The organism is Methanoculleus taiwanensis (assembly GCF_004102725.1).
Classification (GTDB): Archaea; Halobacteriota; Methanomicrobia; order Methanomicrobiales; family Methanoculleaceae; genus Methanoculleus_A; species Methanoculleus_A taiwanensis.
This window is the reverse complement of sequence record NZ_LHQS01000002.1, coordinates 604,441-622,478: the sequence shown is the minus strand read 5'-3', so window position 1 is coordinate 622,478 and position 18,038 is coordinate 604,441. Positions and strand designations below refer to the sequence as shown.

Below are 18,038 nucleotides of genomic sequence, written 5' to 3'. Positions count from 1 at the left end.
ACCGCCCTTTCGCATTTCCGGCTCAGTGCCGGAAGGTTACGCCATGTTGTACTTCGTCTGGAGCTCTTCCCAGTAGGGATCGGCCATCAGTTTTGCAAGCCCCTCGTTCATCGTCTCGAGGAGTTCCGTGTCGGTCTTGCGGATTGCGATCCCGAACTGTTCGTTCGTCTCGACGGATCCGATGATCGAGACGGGTTTGCCGGCGATGATGTCCTTCAGCACCAGGTCGTCGTACATGACCGCGTCGACCCTGCCCGCCTCGAGGTCGTTGACCGCGAGCGGCGTGTTGTCGTACTGCTTTAAGTTCTCCGCCGGCATCTTGCCGGTCTCGATCAGGTTCTCCTCGATCCAGATTGCGGCGGTGCAGCCACGCTGGGTGCCTACCGTCGCATTGCCGGCGAGCACATCATCGAGCGTGACGCTCGAGCCGTTACGTGCCGCGACGTCCTGGTTGATCGTCCAGTAGGGAGTGCTGAAGTTAACCTTCTCTTTCCGCTCGTCGGTGATGGTCATGCCTGCGTAGACCATGTCGATCTTGTTCGCCTGGAGCGCGGGGATGATCGAGTCCCATGCGACCGCCTGGAACGTCACGTCGATGCCCTGCTGCTCGGCGATCCACTTTGCGGAGTCGACGTCGAACCCGACGGCGTTGCCGTCCTTGTCGATGTAGGTGAAGTTCGGGTACTCGGCATCGATACCGATGACGTACGCCTGTTTGGCTCCCGTATCGGTCGTCGTCGGGGTCTCCGTCCCGGTACAGCCGGCAAACAGCACCGCAAACACGGTGATGGCTGCCAGCAGAATGAACAATCCTTTCCTTTCCATGGAAATACAATGGATGAGAGGAAAATAAATATCTTTGGAATCCGCCCCGGGATTATGGCGATAGAAGGCTGTTTCCACCGGATCAGTGCTAAAACCTCCCATTCCTACCCCAGCGGGGCTTCATCCGTCCGGTTCAGAGTGCCGCTGTTTTCAGGTAGTCGTTCTCCGCGGCGATTGCCCGTTCCCGCCAGTCGGCGGCGACCCATGCATACCCCCCAAACCGTGGGGAGATGAAAAGTCCGGTGCCGCCGTTCTCGAGCGTCCAGACCTCCTGCCCCGGCGTGAACCTCCCATTGAGTTCCCCCTCCACTGCGTGGCGGACGACCACATCGATCTGCTTCACCACGGACGCGACGACGAGGTTGGGGGCGAGGTAGGACTGATCGGTATCCTCACCGACGAGGTAGACGTCCCCGGTCTCCCGGGCGGCATCGGCGATCCCGGTGTTCGAGGCGCCGGCGATCATCAGGATGACGTCGACGCCCTCGCTACGGAGCTCCCGGGCGATCGCACCCGCACGCTCCGGCATGCCGAACCCCTCGAAACTCTCGCCGACGTAGCGCACCGTGACGTTCACCGACGGGTCGTACGCCTCCGATCCTGCACGGAACCCTTCGACGAACGGAGCGATGACGGAGACGGGCGCACCGGCAATCGCACCGATCCTGCCCGTCGCCGTGATATTGGCCGCCATCACGCCCCCGAGGTATGACGCCCCGTACGGGACCATCACGACATCGCACGTATTCGGGAGGCGAAAGTCCGCCTGCTCGAGGGTGAAGAAACGGATATCGGGGTTTGCCTCCGCCCACGCCCGGGAAGCATCGGTGAACTGGAACCCCTCGGTTATTACGAGGTCGGGTTTCTCGGTGAAGTTCCGTGCAGAGAATACGGTATCGAGGAGCGGCAGATCGTCGTAGGTGCATTCCCTTTTGATGAAAGAGTTCGACTCCTGTGCACGGAAAAGACCCCGGTATGCCGAGTCGGCGAACGACCGGTCGCCTTTCACCAGCGGGTAGACCATCCAGATCACCGTCCTGCAGCCCCCGGAATTGCCGGAGACCGGATCGTACGAGAGGCCGGGAAGAGCCGGGTCTACGTCCGCCGAGGGAACCGGAGTGCTCTCGCAGAAGACGCCGCCTTCGATTGCCCAGCAGGTATAGTATCCGACGAGCGGGCCTGCAGAGGGCTTTTCGGCGAACCGGAGCGGGCCGGAGGCACCGGTGACGAGCGGACGGGCGCCCGCACGGATCATCGCCACGGCCTCGCTCGCTTCCTGGGAGTCCCAGCCTTTGGTGATGCCGTCGCCGGAGACGACCCATCGGAGAGATTCGGCAAGCGATTCGGCCGGAGCAGCCTCCTGTCGCGCCGTGGTGTAGACGGCGAGGAGGAGGGCGTCGTACGTCTGTGCGGCAAACGGCGGCGGCAGCTCCCCGAAGATCTCCTCATAGGCGATTGCATATCCGGTCGAGGGATCTGAAGAGAGCGACGTCCCCCGGATCCCCTCCGCCCGCTCGCCCAGGCTCCCAAGCAGGTGCGGCGACCGACCGGCATCGGTCAGGAAGAGGTCGGCAGACGAGCCCGCAGCGTGCAGCGCATCCGCGATCCTGACCGCCTCTTCGGGGTATACGGCAGCGACGACTGTATCGGGCGCCTCTTCCCCGATGCGCAGGGCAATCCCTGCAAAGTCATCCGACGCATCGACGAATACCGTCCCGGTGAGCCGGATTCCGTTCATAGCGGCCGTTGCCGGGGCAAGCCGCGCAAACGTCTCTCCATAGGTCGCGTTTGCGGCGATAAGCGAGACGTTCCGGGCGCCGTTCTCCCGAAGGATCCGGAAAATAGCCTTCAGCTGCTGGCCGTCGGCACCGCAGGTTCTCCAGAGGCGGTCGTTCTCCTCGTAATCGGTCGTGATGACACCCGATGTGGCGCTCGGGGAGATAAGGAGTTTACCTTCGCCCGTGACGAGAGGAGCGATGCGCATGAGCTCCGTGCTTGTCGCAGGACCGATGATGATATCGATATCATCGCGTCCGGCCAGTTCTTCCGCATATGCGGAGATATTGCCGGTGCCAGTGTCCCGATAGACGAACTCGATCATGCGGCCGCCGATGCCGCCCTGCCGGTTCAGCGCGTCCGCCGCCCAGGTGAGTTCGTCGAGCGTGTTCATGGCAAGAGAACCGCTCTCCGGCAGCAGAACGCCAATACGGACGGGGCCGGGATCGGTGCCGGTCATAGCGATGCATCCCGCAGAGGAGATCCCTGCAGCGATGATGCAGAAGAGCATGATGGCCGGGAGAAGGCCGGTTTTGAGGTGTTGCGGTCGTGCAGTCATGGGAGATCGGCAGATGGTTACTGGTACGGCAGCGGTTCCAATAAGGTTTCTTCGTTTCATCTCCGGCCGCCGGATACGGGGCAGCGGGGCGACAAACCCTTATTGCAAGGAGCGTCCCTGAGATATCCCGGCAGAGAACCGGATCGACCGTAACGTATTTGAGGGCTGAACCGGTGTAGGGGGGCGCATCCACCGGGTGCAAGGAGATGAGAAACGTGGCAGAAGAGAGACCATCGGTAAAAGGCGGACATGCCGGAGGCCTGAAGGGTGGCCAGGCATCGCTCCATGCGGAAGGGTCGTTTGAGGAGCTGAGCGCATCCGCACTCCAGAAGTACCTCGGCGGCATGGACTATCCGGCAGGGAAGGACGACCTGATCAACCACGCCAAAAAGAACAATGCGCCTGATTCGGTCATCACTGCACTGCAGAAGTTCAGCGACCAGCAGTACCAGTCCGCGGCAGATGTGAGCAAGGAGTTCGGGAAGGTTAAATAACCTCCCGCTCCGCCCGATACGAGGAGATGAGAAGCATGGCAGAAGAGAGACCATCGGTAAAAGGCGGCCGGGCGGCGGCATCGGCAACTGCTTCGGTCGAGGAACTGAGTGCATCCGCGTTCCAGAAGTACCTCGGCGGGATGGACTACCCGGCAGGGAAAGGCGATCTGATCAGCCACGCCAGGAAGAACGACGCTCCGGATGCAGTCATAGAGGTGCTGCAGAAGTTCGATGACAGGCAGTACCAGTCCGCTGCGGATGTGAGCAAGGAGTTTGGGAAGGCAAAATAATCTCTTTTCCAGCCCGGCGGCACCGGCAAGGCGAAGAGAGCGATGCGATCGTTCCCGTCCGGATATGAGGGGTGCAGCCCGGGACATGGAAGAAACAGACACTCCCTATTTTTCCACTGAGCCGGGACTCCACGGCGGCTTAACAGAAACGTGAAGTCGTGTACCGAAACCATTTTCCGGGTCTGAGAACCTGCACTCCCGGCACCCCCCGGGGGTGTGGCGAGGTGATCGACGATATGGCAGAAGAGCGCCCGGCGGCCGCCGTGCCGATAGAAAACCTGAGCTTCCCGGCATTTGAGGTGCATATTCAGGGGATCGACTACCCGGCACCAAAGCAGCGGCTCATCAATAAAGCCCGGAAGACCGGAGCGATACCGGCCGTGATCCGGGTACTCGAATGGTTCGACGACCGGTTGTACAGAACGATCGAGGACGTGGAGTCGGAGTTCAACCGGCTCCGGGAGGAGTAACGTAGCCGGGCAGATACGTTCCCTCTGCGAAGGAGTTGGTGCAGCCCTCCGGCACGAAACATCACGACCCGGCTTTCCCGGGCGAGCATATGCCCTTCACTTTTTTCCGCACCAATCAGAGATGCTCTTTCCGGGAGGCGGAACGCACCCGGCCTTCAAGGAAGCACGTATTCCTCAAATAACCCTTAGATTCGGAAATTCTCAAAGCACAGGATTTAATACCGAAGATTCCCTACTCCCATACATGAAAGATATCACGCCCGTTATAAAACTCATCGGGGGTCTCATCATTATATTCATCATTTTAAAGGTGATCGAGGATTTCTTCCATATCACGTCCCTTATCCAGTCGGTCGTCTCCTCCATCCCTTACATCAACGATATTATCCTGCTGCTCATCGCCGGCGCAATCATGATCGCGATCGAGAAGAAACTCTGATGCTCTGGGCGCAGAGAACCCTCGCCCCATCCGCTTTTTCCCCTGCAAATACCGCTGAGGGCACGGATGGAAGGAAGGTATATCTGCTCCGGGCTCCGGGGGGAAGTATGTTCATTGTCGGACACCGTGGTGCACGTGCCCTTGAACCCGAGAACACCCTTGCTGCGGTTCAGAGAGGCATGGCGTGTGCCGATTACGTTGAGATCGACGTCCACCTGAGCCGGGACGGCATCCCGGTGGTGATCCATGACGCCACCGTCGACCGGACGACCGGCGGGACGGGAGCGGTGCGAGACTTCACCATCGAAGAGGTACAGAAGCTCGACGCCGGGAGGGGAGAGAGAATACCGACACTCCGGGAGGTGCTCGATCAGGTCTCGGGAGCGACCGGCCTCATCGTCGAGATCAAGGAGCAGGGGATCGAGGAGGTGGTCGCTTCGATCCTGCTGGAGAACCTGCCGGAGAATCTCTTCATCGTCTCGTTCCACGACCGGAGCGTCGCGACGGCGAAGAGACTGCTCCCCGGTGCCGGTGCAGGGCTCATCTTCTCCGAAGAACGCGACGACCCCGTCCGGGATGCCGTCCGGCTCGGGGCGGACGCCATACTCCCCCGGTTCGATCTGCTCACCGAAGACCTCATCCGCGAGGCGCACGACCGGCATCTCCTGGTGATCCCCTGGGTGCTGAACGGTGCAGAGGATATCCGGCGTGCCTACGAGCTCGGCGCCGACGGGTTTGCGAGCGACGACCCCTGCCGGGCGCGGAGCGACCTTGCGAAGGTTCGCGGCGGAGCGTGAAGATCCGGATCAGGCGCGGAGGTGCGCTTCGACGTAACGTTCGAGCTGCCGGAGGGATTCGGGCATATCCACCCGGCCATAGCCGATCCTGAAGTGCCGGTCGTCGTACTCAAAGACCGTCCCGGGGAGCAGCAGCACACCCTGCCGGTCGACGAGGTCGGTGCAGAACTCAAAAGCACTCGCACCGGAGAGGAGCGCCGGGAAGGCGGTCGAACCCGCGGAAGGGTGCGACCAGACGAAGAGGTCGCCGTTCTCCCGGAAGAACCTCTCGAGGAGGGATAGGTTGCTCTCGACGAACCCGAGGTTTCGTGTAACCAGTGCGTCCTTCTGCCGGAGCGCCAGCGCCGTGAAGAATTCGCCCGGCACGTTGTTGCAGATCGTCGAGTAGTCCTTGAACGCCGAGAGTTTCCGGAGGAGTTCCCGGTCGTGCGTGGCGATCCAGCCGGTCCGAAGCCCCGCGAGGCCGAAGGCCTTTGAGATCACCCCGAGCGAGATCCCGGTTTCGGCAATGTCGGCCATCGCGGGGAGACGATCGGTGCCCGGGTGCTCGAGATAGCGATAGACCTCGTCGGAGAAGACGATCGCCCCGTGATCGGCGGCGATCTCCGCGATAGCCCGAAAGTCACTCTCCGGGATCTGGTAGCCGGTCGGGTTGTGGGGCGAGTTGATGATGACGGCCTTCGTCGTGCTCCGGATCTGCTCCTGCAGCAGATCGAGATCGAGCGTCCACGCGCCATCCCGCTCCTCCATCCGCCACATCGTCACATCGCAGCCGACCGAACGGGCGACTTCATAGAGCGACTGGTATGCCGGCGACTGGACGACAACGTGATCGCCCGCCGAAAGAGCGACGTTCATGTACGCGAGAATCCCCTCGGATGCCCCGTTGAAGGCGATGATCTCTTCCGGGGAGATCGTCGTGTAGAGTCCGGCAATCTCTTCCCGAAGCCCGGGGCTTCCCATCGGCTCCGCATAGCCGAGCCGCAGGTTCATGAGTGCTTCGCGACCTCCTTCTTCCCCTTCCAGAAGCTCGGCAACGCTGACCGTCTCGCAGTCAGACGCACAGAGGATATAGGGCGCACGAAACTCGTACTCTGCGAGAAACCGTTCCAGCTTAAAATCACGTAGTTTCATCGGTACCACCGGAGCCACGAGAGGCCTCCTGCTAAAGCGGTTTAGCAAGACTGGGTCATTAACCTCACGGAAAGAGCCTGTCGAAACATCGGGGAGCATCACCCAAGGTTCTCGACAAGCCAGTCTTTCACCTCACGATAGACGGCATCCGCCGCTTCGTCGAGCATATGCCCTGCCCCTTCGTAGAGAATCAGACGCTTCGGCTCGTGCGCAAGCTGATGGGCGTAGACCGAAGACGCAGGCGGAAGGATTGCATCCTTCTCACCGTGGATCACCAGAACCGAAGTGCTCGGCTTCAGGCGGGAGACCGGAGCGATTCCGTAACTCTGCGTCGAGAGCGTGACGACCGTATCCACGGCCTCGTCGTTCGCAGCCGCCGTCGCGACGACCGCACCCCCGAGGGAGTGGCCGATAAGCCCGATCGACAGAGCTCCTTCACCCTTCAGAAACCGGATGGCGATGACGGTATCGAGGACAGCCTCGGCGAGGTTCGTGGCGTAGCGGTAGCGCACCCGGAGAGCGCTGATCCCGAGGCGCTGCAGGTCTTCGCAGAGTCTCGGGTAGAGTCCGCAGGCAGGGGTATCGAACCCGCCCCCGACACCGCCGACCATGATCACGCCTTTTTTCGCGCCGCTCGCTGCGTAGTAGTGACAGTCGACCCTCCCCCGGCTGGTCTCGATATGCACGCTATCATACGGCCCGGATGCTGCAGGCCGCCTCTCAACACCCCGTACCGCCGCCTCTCGCGATTCCCCGTCCACGGTAACCCTGACCATCCCGCTCATAGGGGACGGATGTTACTGCCCGGCGGTATTTGGGGTTTGCGGCAGAGCTCTCCCACCCGGCGCCGCGCACGGGAGAGGGACAAATCAGAAACGCTCATAGCCTTCTTCGACCCGTGTACAGTCATGACGCTGCTGATCAGAGAGGCAAACCCAACCGATGCGGAGATCCTTGCAGAGAACAACCGTGCTACGGCATGGGAGACCGAAGAGCGCGAGCTCGATCCCGTGCTTGCGAGGAAAGGCGTCGAGGCCGTCCTCGACGACCCGTCGAGAGGGTTCTACCTGGTTGCCGAGGAGGACGGCGGCATCGTCGGGCAGTGCATGGTGACATTCGAGTGGAGCGACTGGCGCTGCGGCTTTTTCTGGTGGATCCAGAGCGTCTATGTGCGAAAAGACTGGCGGCAGAGGGGCATCTTCTCCCGGATCTACAGGGCGGTCGAAGGCGAGGCACGGGCGAGGGAAGACGTCGTCGGCCTCCGGCTCTACGTCGATGCGGATAACCTCACCGCCCGGAGGGCATACCGATCGGCAGGGATGCAGGAGGCGCGGTACGTGATGTTCGAGGTCGATTTCACCCTCGAACCCTGATATGGCGGCAGAGAGAGAGGGGCAGGGAGCCCGCTCACTGCACGATGAAGTCGCCGGTCATGGTCGTCGGGTGGACGTCGCACCGGAAGAAGTAGATACCGGGCTCCTCCGGAGCGGTGAAGGTATACGTGGTGCTGCCCTGATCGATGATCTCACCGACGAAGATGGGATCGTTCGCAGCCGGGGTCTGGTAGACGGCGAGGTTGTGCGGCACCGTATCACGGTTCTCGAAGTTCACCGTCACCTCCGCTCCGGCGGGCACCGTGATCGCGCTCGTGTTAAAGGCAAGGTTTTCCGCACTAAGATCGACGGTCACGCTCCCCCCCTCGCCGGGTGTCGCACTCTCCGTCGGGGTCGTCGTCACGGTACCATTCTCCCCAGTGGTCGGGGTTGCAGTCGTGGCGGGGGTTTCCGTCTCCGTCGGGGTGGCGGTCATCGGAGCGGTTTCGGTCGGCGTGGTGGCGTTATCTCCGCCGGGGGTCGTACAGCCGGCGGCCAGCACGGCTATGCCCGCCACCAGGAGTGCGATAACGAGAACGGCAATCGGTCTCATGAACGCTACCTACCGCAGAGGCGCCATATAGTGTTTTTCCCCCGATGCAACGAGGCCTCTTTTGGGGAAGATCTGCAGGATGAAAACCGGAAAAAGAAGAGGAAACACCCGGAACGGGATCTCCCGGACTGCAACCGGTCTACCCGACCCAGGTGATATCCGGCTCCCGCCGCTCAGGCTTTGCCGGAACATCCGCCGGATACCCGAAGATCAGCGGCGCCACAACGGCATACCCGTCAGGCACCGCCAGTCGCTCCAGGAGAGCCGGGTTCTCCTGGACGACGCCCGCCGACCCGATCCAGCAGCTCCCGATACCGAGCGACCAGGCGGCGAGCAACATATTCTCCGCACAGAGCGTGCAGTCAAGGGTGCTCATCTCATCCTCGACAGCACCGAGGACGAGGATCAGTACCGGTGCGTTATAGAAGATATTGAACTCCTTCTGCCGCAGGAACGAGAGGAAACGCTGTACATTCTCATCGGTCGTTTCCCCGAAGTTCGCGATCATCGCCGCCTTGCAGTAGTCCGAGACCTCCCGCATCAGTTTCGTATCCCTGACAACGGTAAACCTCCAGGGCTGAACGCCGAGGCCCGTCGGCGCCTGGACGCCGGCACCGATGATCCGGCGGATCAGTTCCTCCGGGACTTCCCGCTCGTCGTACTCCCTGATACTGCGCCGCTCGCCTATCGTCCGAAAGACGATACCCGCATCTCCTTCACCAGTTATAGCAGCCATAGGTCAATCGGCGGGAACCTCGCGCTCATCCTATATATGCGTTCAGCAACCAAGGCTCCCGGAAGAAGATCAATTCTCTTATTTCTCCAGGCGTCCACTCATATCGTGATGGGACAGTTCTCCCCCGGAGATGTCATTCTAGCAAGTCTCCGTCTCGGTGGAGCGGAGACCAAAAAAACCCGGCCTGCAGTCGTTATCACGGCATCGAGCGACGGTTCTCTCGTCGTCTGCCCGATCTCGAGCAGAGCATCCCCCGACGGCTCCTCTGTCCCGCTCTCGCTCGACGACTTCGCCCGGGGCGGCCTTGATATGTTCGAGGAGAGTTACATCTTAACGGCGCACCGTATCGTCATCCGGAGAAACGCCGTCATCGCAAAGAAAGGGAAGGTCACGGACGAGGTCTCTGCAGCGGTAGCATCGCTCGTCAGGCACTCCGGCCGGCGATAGGCGGACGGGCACGGGTTCCCGCATCCGGGAAACGCTTATCGTGTCAGGATGCTGTTGGATCACCGATGACGAAAGTCTTTATCGATACGAATCTCTTCCTCGGCCTCTACTGGTCGGACGAGGATACGGGGCAGATCTTCGGCGATATCGAGACGCTCAAACCTCACCTCATCTTTCCCGATCTGGTCTTCGACGAGTACCTTAGGAACCGGGACAGGATCCTGGATGTCCACTCCCGCCAGATACGGAAGACGGAGATCGGGGAGCTGAACCCACCGTTCGTCGTCCGCGAGCAGCCCGATTTCGCCCGGCTCCTCCGGATCGGCGAAGAGTATGATTCTGCGCTCCAGTCGCTCGTCTCGGATATCGAGGGAATGATCGCCAATCCGTCCGGAGACCCAATCTATGCCGCCTTCTCCCGGCTCGTCGACGATCCCGGAGTGACGATCATCAGGAGGACGGAAGAGCATGTCGAGCGTGCACACCGCCGGAAACTCCTCGGAAATCCGCCGAAGAGTGAGAAGAAGGATACCATCGGCGACGAGCTGATATGGGAGATGATCCTCGGCCATACGGCGGACGACCTGATATTTATTACCCGTGACGCAACCTACCGGAATCACATCACCTTCCTGACCACCGAGTACGGGAGAGTTACGGGGCATGCCCTCACCATCGACGGAAACATCTCCTTTGCGTTGGAACAGGTCGGAAAAGAACCTTCAGAGGCGCTTTTGCGGCTCGAAGGGGAACGATTCGAGTCCACAGGCTGATCCCGCTCCTGCCGGAAGATTCATGCTCCCGGAAGAGAGGAGTTCACCGATCCCATGCCGCCGCGGTTCACCCTCGCTCGCTCCATCGATCCCGACTACCCGACAAACCGGGCGATACTACTCCTGACGCTTGCCGTGCTGGCGGGAGGCGTCATCGTCACCCTTCTTTCCGGTGCGGCGATACCGGGAAGCATCATCGCCGCCGTTTCAGGAGCGGCTTCCTTCTTTCTGGCCTGGGCGCTCGGACGGGAACTCGATCCCGACGAGGAGTATGCTGCGTTCGTCTCGGCCGGACTGATGGCAGGAGCGCTCCTTCTCTTCCCGCTTCCCGATCCGGTCACGGCACTCTTCGCGGTTCTTCTCCTGCGGACGGTGAACCGGACGTCCGGTCTCCCGACGCAGGTGCTCGATTCGGTGGTTCTGCTTCTTATCGCCGCATGGCCTCTCATGCAGGGCTACCTGCTTGCGGGGGCGGCCATGGCCGCCGCACTCCTCCTCGACGGACTCCTCTCCCGGCCGAACCGCCTGCAGCCCGGGTTCGCCCTTCTGGCGTTGCTCGAAACCGGCTTTTTTGCCGCCAGCGGGCCGGGCATAACCGTCGATCCTATCGTCCCGGCAGCAGGCGGAGCACTCCTCCTCGGGTCGCTCCTCTATCTCGCGGTGATCGGCAGATCACAGAGTGTCACCACGACAGGCGATCGGACGCAGAAACGGCTCTCTCCGATCAGGGTGCAGTCGGCGCAGGTTCTCGTGCTCTCCTGGGCGTTTCTCTCGGCCGTTATCGGCGGTGAGACGGCGTTCGTTGCAATGCTGCCGATCTGGGCGGGAATCGTTGGGACCGGGATGTACCGGGTCACGGTACACCTCACATCCCAGTAGGGGAGACCGCCACCCGCCACCCGGCCCGCCCCGGCGTCGACGGCAAACTGCCGTGCAGCACCGGGCGAAGGGAACTGTAGAATTCTCCCCGTTGCCATAGCACTCCCGGCGGCGGGTATCGGTATGAGGGTATAAGAAAGGATCTGCCTGCCCGGAGTCGCCGGGGATATGTTCATGGTACCGGAGCCCAGACTCTCTTCAGTCAGCTGAGAGAACGATGCCGGAATGAGCCTGGTGATTGCATTTATCGGAGCACGCGGCGCGGTTATGGCTGGGGACATGCGGGAGATCCTCTTCTCCGGGGACGACTCCTGCCGTGACCGGCTTGAGGCCGAACTCTACGACGGCCGTATCGTCACCGACGAAGCACTCGCGCGGCGGGCGCAAGAGATCGGAATCGGCGTATATGTCAGGGATACGAAGAACAAGGTCGCGGAGCGAAGCGGTATTCTCGTGGGTGAGGTCGGGGAGACCGAGAAGGGAGTGGTCAGGAGCCGGAGACTCTACGCCTCGGCCGGCCGGTACGCCATCGCCGACTTCGAAGACGGCTGCATGACCGTCGTCTCGCAGGGCACGGGGAGCACCTTCATCGTGCTCGGGAACGCGATAGCGAAACAGGTCACGAACCGCTGCATCCGCGACACCTGGAAGGGCGGGACGCCCCGGGACGCGGTGCGGACGATCGTCCTTGCCATGGAGACGGCGGCGCGGACGACCGCATCGGTGAGCGAGCGGTACGTTCTGGTGCAGACGCCCGCAAGCAGGGATCTCCGCCCTTTGCTCGACGAGGATGCCCGCCGCGGCGAAGAGCGATCCAATTCAGCAGAGTAAAAAGCCGGGATACCCATACCTGATAGGTACCCGCAGGGATGATACCTATTATCGATATCGCTATCGTACTTCCGGCACTCTACGTTCTCGTAAACGTAGGTGCATTCTTCTGCTATGCGCACGACAAACGGGCGGCGGAGCACGGGGCATGGAGGACGAAAGAGAGCACGCTGCTGCTTCTTGCACTCCTCGGACCCTTCGGAGCCTATGCTGCGATGAGGAGGCTGCGGCACAAAACGCAGAAGATGAAGTTCCGGCTGGTGCCGGTCTTCGTGCTCGCCCACGCTGCAGGGCTTGCCGTTATCGCCGTCTCGCTCTTCTGACCGCCCCGGAATGCGGGCGCTCACTCTTCCCGCTCGATCTCACCGCCTGCCTCGCGAACAGCCGCCTCGACCTTCTCGAGCAACCCGGCATCGTGGAGGGCGAAGTCCAGAAGCGAGAACTCCCCGACGAGCGGCATCGGTTTTAGGACAACGAGAGGCTGCCCGGCATCCTCGCCCGGTGCGATCACGCGGGTCGTCCCGTCCTGCCAGACGGCAAGGTTTCCGTATCCCTGTGCATCCCAGAGTTTTTTGATAATCTCCCGAGTATACAGCATAGTTGTCCCGAATACGAGATGCGGGACGCTCGTATAAACGTGTTGCCGTTCCGGAGGGTGCGCGCCATGTGAGGTAGGCATCGCCCCGGCAGCTTCAACGCCGCACCGGAGTCCGGTGCCCCGCCACATAGTTGACATAGCAACTAAATACCCCCGCGACGCATTCCTATAGAAGGTATCCAGCACCGAAGGTTTCGAAATATGACGGATCAGAGTTCATCACAGCACCCATCACCCACCGAACACGGAACCGAAGGCACACGGACGCTCCTCTCCGATCCGAAGAAGGCGATCATCAAGCTCTCCCTGCCGATGATGGTCGCCATGACCCTGCTGACGGCATACAACCTCGTCGATGCATTCTGGGTCGCAGGACTCGGATCCGACGCCCTTGCCGCGGTCGGATTCACGTTCCCCCTCTTCTTCATCATCATCGGCCTCGCGAACGGGCTCGGTGTCGGCGGCGGCGCCGCAATATCCCGCATGATCGGCGCCCGAAACAAAGCCGGAGCCGACAACGTCGCCGTGCACACCATGATCATGCTGGCGGTGCTCGCCGTCGTCGTCACGGTGCCGTTCTACCTGCTGGCCGGACACCTCTTTATCCTGCTCGGAGCGGGCAGCGCCGCCGGGATGGCCGCCGAATACGGCAGGATCCTCTTTCTCGGAACGGCGGCCATCCTGTTCACGAACGTCGCCTACGCAATCCTGCGGGGAGAGGGTGATGCGAAGCGGCCGATGTACGCCATGGCGCTCGGGGCGGTCGGCAACATCGTCCTCGACCCGATCCTGATATACACCCTCGACATGGGTATCGCGGGGGCTGCGTGGGCGACCGTCCTTTCGGTTCTCGCCTCGGTCGGGCTGCTCGGCTACTGGCTCTTCATCAAGCGGGATACCTACGTCTCGTTCCGCTGGAGCGGATTTTCCCCGAAAGGATCGATCGTTGCGGATATCCTGCGGGTCGGCATCCCCGCCTCCGTCGAACAGATGACAATGGCGCTGTCGACGCTCGTCCTGAACGGGATCATCGTCCTCGTCGCCAGCACCGACGGCGTCGCGGTCTACTCGGTCGGGTGGCGGGTGATCATGATAGCCGTCACCCCGCTGATCGCGATCGCGATGGCGGTCGTCGCCGTCACGGGGGCGACCTACGGTGCACGGACGTTCGACCAGATGGAGAGCGCACACCTCTACTCCGTCCGGCTCGGATTCCTGATCGGCGGGGTGCTCGCCGTAGCGACCTATGTGCTCGCCCCCTGGATCGCCGCGGTCTTCACGACAGCAGAAGGGTCGGCGCACCTCGCTCCCGACCTCACCACCTTCCTGCAGGTCATGTGCCTCTTCTACCCGATGGTCGGTTTCGGCATGTTCTCCTCCTCGCTCTTCCAGGGTACGGGGCGAGGGATGAACTCGCTCCTGGTGACGATCCTGCGGACGGTCGTCCTGACGATCGCCTTCGTCTGGGTACTGGCCGTCTACCTCGGGCTCGGACTCTCCGGGATCTGGTGGGGGATCGCCGCAGGGAACATGCTCGGAGCAGTGACCGGCTACCTCTGGGCACGGCGGTATACACTGGGCCTGATCACCGGACAGGCAGAACCGGTGGCCGGGACTGCGTCGCCCGGAGGAGCAAGCAGTGGCAGATGACGGCAAAGAACCGTTGATCCCCCCGGAAGCGCTCGGCGGGCTCGTCTCTTACCTCTACCGCTCCACCCAGATACACCTGGCAAAGCAGCTTATACCCTACGGCATCGGGAGCGGCCAGTTTCCATTCCTGATGACCCTGTACTGCCGCGACGGCATCAACCAGGAGACGCTTGCACGGGATCGCCGGTTCGACAAGGCTACCATCACCCGTGCGGTCACCAGGCTCGAGCAGGCGGGCTACGTCCGGCGTGTACGGGACGAAGGAGACCGGCGGTCGTACCGGCTCTTCCTCACCGAGAAGGGACGGGCACTCGAGCCGGAGATGAGGGAGATCGCTGCAGCATGGAGCATGATGATGCTCACCGGGTTCTCCGGCGAGGAGCGGCGTCTGCTCATGGCTCTGCTCGAACGTATGATGGAGAACGCTACTTTTCTCCCCGAGTGAGGGGGCTCCCGACACTACGGGCGTCTTTTTTTTGTTCACCCGCCGCATCCGCCCCGCATCGGAGACGGGAACGGTTTTGAGGGGGTTAGGCCGGATACGGGAACATTAATATGATAGTGACCGCACTGGAAACCCTGTAGCATCTGCTGCAATGACAGCTACGAAGGTGTATACTATGGCATTTGGAAGATCACCACGCGGGTTACGGGGCGGCTTTGATGAGATGCTGGCCGAGATGCAGAGGCAGTTCAATGAAATGGCTGCTGGCCTTCGGGAGGCACAGCAGCAGTTACCCATGGTCACCGGTTCCGAGATGGTCGTCGATATCAGGGAGCACGACGACGAGGTTCTGGTCGTTGCCGATCTCCCCGGCGTTGAGCGGCAGGATATCTCGCTCCGGCTTCTTGAGCCGAAGATGCTGCAGATCTCGGCCCGGCATGAAGAGGCAACCGAGCAGGAGGAGGCAGGATACTACCTGCGGGAGCGGCGGTTCGGTTCACTCTCCCGGACGATAGCCCTCCCGGTAGAGGTCACCGACCAGGGTTCGGAGGCCACCTTCAGAAACGGGGTGCTCGAGGTGCGCCTGAAGAAGACGCCGGAGGCACGCGGGAGAGAGATCCTGGTAGGTGAAGGAGGTGGAGAGCAGCTGACGGCGGGCGAACCTTCCGGCGGGTCCGCTGCCGAGGAACAGAGGCGGCACACGGAAGAACTCCGCAGAGAGGCGCAGGAGAAGATGGAGTCATCCGGCTACATGAGTTCTGAGAAGGTGGAACAGCAGGCGGAGCAGGTTGACCTCGGAGAGAAGGGGAGCCCGGAAGAAGCCAGGCGGGCTGCAGAACTTCGAAAGCAGAAAGAACAGGAGTACGAAGAGGCGAAGAAGAAACTCACGTGAATGAGGGCGTGATACCCGGCGCGAGGGAGACCGTACCATCTGCAAGAGAAGAGATGATCGGTATGCCGTGAGCGTGCTTCGATCACAGTTCGGCTGCTGGAAACGGATGGCTGCGGCCGCCCTCCGCTTCATTCCGGCAGACCCGGCACGGCCCGCAACCGGCCTTGAGAGGGCGCCCTGCAGATCGAAAGAGACCTCACTTCCTGATCTGCTGATCGAACCACTGTGCCCGCTCTTCGCCGCGCGTGCAGTGATAGATATGCTTCATCCCCCAGTCGGCCATCACCGGGCAGTCCGGGCAGATGCACTTCTCCTCCTCCTCCGACGTTATGCAGACGAAACTCTTTCCCCAGGCACAGAAGAACCCCTCGTGAGCGTTCTTCGCACACGCGTTGTAGACCGGACACTCTCCGCAGATGCACTTTCTGCCCTCCTCCTCGAGAATCTTTTCCCGCTCCTCCGGCGAGATCCGCTGCATGTTCCGCATTATCTCTTCAAACTTCTCCATCATGCTCGCCGGCGCGGGTGATATCCATACCGGAGGATAAACCTATCGCATGTCCGTCGCGACTATCTCCGGCGGTTGCGGCACCGATACCGACGACCCGCCCTCATCGCGGTTGAAGGCCGGGATCGTGAGGGGCAGGTTCTGCCCTGCGGTCACCCGGGGGGTTGAGCGACCGCCAACCGCCCCGCCCCGGATGGTGCCTATCGAAAGCCCTGATGTGAGGTTTTTTTACCTTTGCGCTCATTTTTGCATGCAGGTGTTGAGATGGCAATTGACTGGTACGAAGAGTTTGTAGATCTCGATTATACGCCCGCCCCGGACGAACTTGTGGCTCTGTTCTCCTTCGAACCTGCGGAAGGCATCAGCAGAGAGGAGGCGGTCGGAAGGATTGCCTCGGAGAGCTCGACGGGCACCTGGACGACGCTCTTTACCCTTCCGCCGCGGATGAAAGCGCTGCAGGCCACGGCTTTTTCGATAGAGGGCAACTACGTCAAGATTGCCTACCCCCTCGACCTCTGGGAGGAGGGGAATGTGGTGCAGCTCCTGAGCGGCATTGCAGGGAACATCTTCGGCATGAAGGCACTCGCAAACCTGCGGCTGATCGATGCCGCACTTCCTTCCGAATACCTCCGGCACTTTAAAGGGCCGCATTTCGGGATGGACGGCATACGGGATATGATGGGCGTCTACGACCGGCCGCTCACGGGTGCCGTCCCGAAACCGAAGGTCGGCTTCACCGCAGCGGAGCATGCCGAGATCGGGTTTGAGACCTGGATGGGCGGATTCGATTTCGTGAAAGACGATGAGAACTTAACCTCGATGCCGTTCAACCGGTTCGACGACCGGGTGCGGCTCCTCGCAGAGAAGCGCGACCAGGCCGAACAGGCAACCGGTGAAGCGAAGTCCGCGTTCATCAATATCACCGCGGATACCGAGACGATGAAGAAGCGGGCGGATCTGCTCGCGGAGTTCGGGTGGAACTACGCCATGATCGATGTCGTGGTGACAGGAACGGCTGCCGTCGCGACCCTGCGCGACTACTGCTCCGACCTCGGACTTGCCATTCACGCGCACCGGGCGATGCATGCAGCCTTCGACCGGAACCCGAAGCACGGGATATCGATGCAGTTCCTGGCGAAGATCATGCGGCTTGTCGGGGTGAGCCAGATCCATACCGGGACCGCCGTCGGCAAGCTCGTCGGGACGAAGGCGGAGGCGACCCTCCTTGCGGATATGCTCCGGGAGCAGCGGACGAGCCCGGTGCACCACACGGCGCTCGAACAGGACTGGGGAGCGATCAAGAGCGCATTCCCGGTCTCCTCAGGAGGGCTCCATCCGGGACTCGTGCCGGATGTCCTTGACATCTACGGTGCCGACCTCGTGCTGCTCGTAAGCGGGGGGATCCACGGCCACCCGGAGGGGACGCGGGCAGGCGCAACAGCGACCATGCAGGCGATCGAGGCCTGGCAAGACGGCGAAAGCCTCGAAGAGAAGGCGAAAAGCGCTCCGGAACTGTCAAAAGCGCTTGAGAAGTGGGGGCACTACAAACCGAAGTGAGGTAGGCCGGAA

23 protein-coding genes are annotated in these 18,038 nt (G+C 61.6%); 15 read left to right on the top strand and 8 right to left on the bottom strand.

The window, feature by feature from the left end; translation table 11 throughout:
- Positions 1-36: 36 nt before the first annotated feature.
- Both ABH15_RS07900 and ABH15_RS07895 read right to left on the bottom strand, forming a co-directional pair.
- Complete coding sequence (locus tag ABH15_RS07900; RefSeq protein WP_128693812.1) at positions 37-825, bottom strand: ABC transporter substrate-binding protein; 789 nt, start codon at positions 823-825, stop codon at positions 37-39.
- 133 nt (positions 826-958) lie between these two features.
- Positions 959-3,160 (bottom strand): BMP family ABC transporter substrate-binding protein, encoded by a 2,202-nt coding sequence (locus tag ABH15_RS07895; protein ID WP_164913671.1) that lies wholly within the window; start codon positions 3,158-3,160, stop codon positions 959-961.
- Positions 3,161-3,366: 206 nt separating this feature from the next.
- On the opposite strand from ABH15_RS07895, the gene ABH15_RS07890 reads away from it, so the two are divergent.
- The 5 genes from ABH15_RS07890 to ABH15_RS07870 all read left to right on the top strand — a co-directional run bounded on the left by ABH15_RS07890 (position 3,367) and on the right by ABH15_RS07870 (position 5,650).
- On the top strand, positions 3,367-3,654 hold the full coding sequence (locus tag ABH15_RS07890; protein ID WP_128693810.1) for a DUF2795 domain-containing protein: 288 nt from the start codon (positions 3,367-3,369) through the stop codon (positions 3,652-3,654).
- 35 nt (positions 3,655-3,689) lie between these two features.
- Positions 3,690-3,944 (top strand): DUF2795 domain-containing protein, encoded by a 255-nt coding sequence (locus ABH15_RS07885; protein ID WP_128693809.1) that lies wholly within the window; start codon positions 3,690-3,692, stop codon positions 3,942-3,944.
- A 236-nt stretch (positions 3,945-4,180) separates the two neighbouring features.
- On the top strand, positions 4,181-4,414 hold the full coding sequence (locus ABH15_RS07880; protein WP_128693808.1) for a DUF2795 domain-containing protein: 234 nt from the start codon (positions 4,181-4,183) through the stop codon (positions 4,412-4,414).
- A gap of 244 nt (positions 4,415-4,658) precedes the next feature.
- Positions 4,659-4,853 (top strand): hypothetical protein, encoded by a 195-nt coding sequence (locus ABH15_RS07875; protein WP_128693807.1) that lies wholly within the window; start codon positions 4,659-4,661, stop codon positions 4,851-4,853.
- Between the two features lie 107 nt (positions 4,854-4,960).
- Positions 4,961-5,650: a glycerophosphodiester phosphodiesterase gene (locus ABH15_RS07870; protein ID WP_128693806.1), complete on the top strand. Its 690-nt coding sequence runs from the start codon at positions 4,961-4,963 to the stop codon at positions 5,648-5,650.
- 9 nt (positions 5,651-5,659) lie between these two features.
- Here ABH15_RS07870 and ABH15_RS07865 read toward each other — a convergent pair whose 3' ends face one another.
- Positions 5,660-6,784: an aminotransferase class I/II-fold pyridoxal phosphate-dependent enzyme gene (locus tag ABH15_RS07865; protein WP_128693805.1), complete on the bottom strand. Its 1,125-nt coding sequence runs from the start codon at positions 6,782-6,784 to the stop codon at positions 5,660-5,662.
- A gap of 98 nt (positions 6,785-6,882) precedes the next feature.
- On the bottom strand, positions 6,883-7,569 hold the full coding sequence (locus ABH15_RS07860) for an alpha/beta hydrolase (RefSeq protein ID WP_206633428.1): 687 nt from the start codon (positions 7,567-7,569) through the stop codon (positions 6,883-6,885).
- A 123-nt stretch (positions 7,570-7,692) separates the two neighbouring features.
- Here ABH15_RS07860 and ABH15_RS07855 point away from each other — a divergent pair, with 123 nt between their 5' ends.
- Positions 7,693-8,157 carry a GNAT family N-acetyltransferase gene (locus ABH15_RS07855; RefSeq protein WP_128693804.1) on the top strand — a complete coding sequence of 155 codons (465 nt, stop codon included), beginning with the start codon at positions 7,693-7,695 and terminating at the stop codon, positions 8,155-8,157.
- Positions 8,158-8,191: 34 nt separating this feature from the next.
- Here ABH15_RS07855 and ABH15_RS07850 read toward each other — a convergent pair whose 3' ends face one another.
- Positions 8,192-8,710: a cupredoxin domain-containing protein gene (locus tag ABH15_RS07850; RefSeq protein WP_241648044.1), complete on the bottom strand. Its 519-nt coding sequence runs from the start codon at positions 8,708-8,710 to the stop codon at positions 8,192-8,194.
- A 139-nt stretch (positions 8,711-8,849) separates the two neighbouring features.
- Positions 8,850-9,446, bottom strand: coding sequence for a nitroreductase family protein (locus ABH15_RS07845; RefSeq protein WP_128693803.1), 597 nt, complete (start codon positions 9,444-9,446; stop codon positions 8,850-8,852).
- A gap of 108 nt (positions 9,447-9,554) precedes the next feature.
- Here ABH15_RS07845 and ABH15_RS07840 point away from each other — a divergent pair, with 108 nt between their 5' ends.
- The 5 genes from ABH15_RS07840 (at position 9,555) to ABH15_RS07820 (ending at position 12,699) form a co-directional block, all read left to right on the top strand.
- On the top strand, positions 9,555-9,893 hold the full coding sequence (locus ABH15_RS07840; protein WP_241648043.1) for a type II toxin-antitoxin system PemK/MazF family toxin: 339 nt from the start codon (positions 9,555-9,557) through the stop codon (positions 9,891-9,893).
- A 65-nt stretch (positions 9,894-9,958) separates the two neighbouring features.
- Positions 9,959-10,666: a PIN domain-containing protein gene (locus ABH15_RS07835; protein ID WP_128693802.1), complete on the top strand. Its 708-nt coding sequence runs from the start codon at positions 9,959-9,961 to the stop codon at positions 10,664-10,666.
- Positions 10,667-10,720: 54 nt separating this feature from the next.
- Positions 10,721-11,545 carry a hypothetical protein gene (locus ABH15_RS07830; RefSeq protein ID WP_128693801.1) on the top strand — a complete coding sequence of 275 codons (825 nt, stop codon included), beginning with the start codon at positions 10,721-10,723 and terminating at the stop codon, positions 11,543-11,545.
- Positions 11,546-11,770: 225 nt separating this feature from the next.
- Complete coding sequence (locus tag ABH15_RS07825) at positions 11,771-12,376, top strand: MJ0548 connectase family domain-containing protein (RefSeq protein WP_128693800.1); 606 nt, start codon at positions 11,771-11,773, stop codon at positions 12,374-12,376.
- Between the two features lie 38 nt (positions 12,377-12,414).
- Positions 12,415-12,699: a DUF1294 domain-containing protein gene (locus ABH15_RS07820; RefSeq protein WP_128693799.1), complete on the top strand. Its 285-nt coding sequence runs from the start codon at positions 12,415-12,417 to the stop codon at positions 12,697-12,699.
- A gap of 20 nt (positions 12,700-12,719) precedes the next feature.
- On the opposite strand, the gene ABH15_RS07815 is transcribed toward ABH15_RS07820, so the two are convergent.
- Complete coding sequence (locus ABH15_RS07815) at positions 12,720-12,974, bottom strand: hypothetical protein (RefSeq protein WP_128693798.1); 255 nt, start codon at positions 12,972-12,974, stop codon at positions 12,720-12,722.
- Between the two features lie 201 nt (positions 12,975-13,175).
- On the opposite strand from ABH15_RS07815, the gene ABH15_RS07810 reads away from it, so the two are divergent.
- The 3 genes from ABH15_RS07810 to ABH15_RS07800 all read left to right on the top strand — a co-directional run bounded on the left by ABH15_RS07810 (position 13,176) and on the right by ABH15_RS07800 (position 15,961).
- Positions 13,176-14,624: an MATE family efflux transporter gene (locus ABH15_RS07810; protein WP_128693797.1), complete on the top strand. Its 1,449-nt coding sequence runs from the start codon at positions 13,176-13,178 to the stop codon at positions 14,622-14,624.
- Entirely contained in the window at positions 14,614-15,069 is a 456-nt protein-coding gene (locus ABH15_RS07805; RefSeq protein WP_128693796.1) for a MarR family winged helix-turn-helix transcriptional regulator, read from the top strand. The genes ABH15_RS07810 and ABH15_RS07805 overlap by 11 nt, the downstream gene beginning before the upstream one ends.
- A gap of 175 nt (positions 15,070-15,244) precedes the next feature.
- Positions 15,245-15,961: an Hsp20/alpha crystallin family protein gene (locus ABH15_RS07800; protein ID WP_128693795.1), complete on the top strand. Its 717-nt coding sequence runs from the start codon at positions 15,245-15,247 to the stop codon at positions 15,959-15,961.
- Between the two features lie 196 nt (positions 15,962-16,157).
- On the opposite strand, the gene ABH15_RS07795 is transcribed toward ABH15_RS07800, so the two are convergent.
- Positions 16,158-16,472, bottom strand: a complete 315-nt coding sequence (locus ABH15_RS07795) for a DUF2769 domain-containing protein (protein WP_241648041.1) — start codon at positions 16,470-16,472, stop codon at positions 16,158-16,160.
- Positions 16,473-16,733: 261 nt separating this feature from the next.
- On the opposite strand from ABH15_RS07795, the gene rbcL reads away from it, so the two are divergent.
- Entirely contained in the window at positions 16,734-18,026 is a 1,293-nt protein-coding gene (rbcL, locus tag ABH15_RS07790) for a type III ribulose-bisphosphate carboxylase (protein ID WP_128693794.1), read from the top strand.
- Positions 18,027-18,038 lie beyond the last annotated feature (12 nt).

Coding starts and splice junctions, on each gene's coding strand:
- ABH15_RS07845 (WP_128693803.1), bottom strand. CDS start 9,446: ATGGCTGCTATAACTGGTGAAGGAGATGCGGGTATCGTCTTTCGGACG.
- ABH15_RS07860 (WP_206633428.1), bottom strand. CDS start 7,569: ATGAGCGGGATGGTCAGGGTTACCGTGGACGGGGAATCGCGAGAGGCG.
- ABH15_RS07900 (WP_128693812.1), bottom strand. CDS start 825: ATGGAAAGGAAAGGATTGTTCATTCTGCTGGCAGCCATCACCGTGTTT.
- ABH15_RS07820 (WP_128693799.1), top strand. CDS start 12,415: ATGATACCTATTATCGATATCGCTATCGTACTTCCGGCACTCTACGTT.
- ABH15_RS07840 (WP_241648043.1), top strand. CDS start 9,555: ATGGGACAGTTCTCCCCCGGAGATGTCATTCTAGCAAGTCTCCGTCTC.
- ABH15_RS07810 (WP_128693797.1), top strand. CDS start 13,176: ATGACGGATCAGAGTTCATCACAGCACCCATCACCCACCGAACACGGA.
- ABH15_RS07870 (WP_128693806.1), top strand. CDS start 4,961: ATGTTCATTGTCGGACACCGTGGTGCACGTGCCCTTGAACCCGAGAAC.
- ABH15_RS07815 (WP_128693798.1), bottom strand. CDS start 12,974: ATGCTGTATACTCGGGAGATTATCAAAAAACTCTGGGATGCACAGGGA.
- ABH15_RS07895 (WP_164913671.1), bottom strand. CDS start 3,160: ATGACTGCACGACCGCAACACCTCAAAACCGGCCTTCTCCCGGCCATC.
- ABH15_RS07890 (WP_128693810.1), top strand. CDS start 3,367: ATGAGAAACGTGGCAGAAGAGAGACCATCGGTAAAAGGCGGACATGCC.
- ABH15_RS07855 (WP_128693804.1), top strand. CDS start 7,693: ATGACGCTGCTGATCAGAGAGGCAAACCCAACCGATGCGGAGATCCTT.
- ABH15_RS07835 (WP_128693802.1), top strand. CDS start 9,959: ATGACGAAAGTCTTTATCGATACGAATCTCTTCCTCGGCCTCTACTGG.
- ABH15_RS07795 (WP_241648041.1), bottom strand. CDS start 16,472: ATGATGGAGAAGTTTGAAGAGATAATGCGGAACATGCAGCGGATCTCG.
- ABH15_RS07885 (WP_128693809.1), top strand. CDS start 3,690: ATGGCAGAAGAGAGACCATCGGTAAAAGGCGGCCGGGCGGCGGCATCG.
- ABH15_RS07850 (WP_241648044.1), bottom strand. CDS start 8,710: ATGAGACCGATTGCCGTTCTCGTTATCGCACTCCTGGTGGCGGGCATA.
- ABH15_RS07825 (WP_128693800.1), top strand. CDS start 11,771: ATGAGCCTGGTGATTGCATTTATCGGAGCACGCGGCGCGGTTATGGCT.
- ABH15_RS07865 (WP_128693805.1), bottom strand. CDS start 6,784: ATGAAACTACGTGATTTTAAGCTGGAACGGTTTCTCGCAGAGTACGAG.
- ABH15_RS07880 (WP_128693808.1), top strand. CDS start 4,181: ATGGCAGAAGAGCGCCCGGCGGCCGCCGTGCCGATAGAAAACCTGAGC.
- ABH15_RS07800 (WP_128693795.1), top strand. CDS start 15,245: ATGGCATTTGGAAGATCACCACGCGGGTTACGGGGCGGCTTTGATGAG.
- rbcL (WP_128693794.1), top strand. CDS start 16,734: ATGGCAATTGACTGGTACGAAGAGTTTGTAGATCTCGATTATACGCCC.
- ABH15_RS07830 (WP_128693801.1), top strand. CDS start 10,721: ATGCCGCCGCGGTTCACCCTCGCTCGCTCCATCGATCCCGACTACCCG.
- ABH15_RS07875 (WP_128693807.1), top strand. CDS start 4,659: ATGAAAGATATCACGCCCGTTATAAAACTCATCGGGGGTCTCATCATT.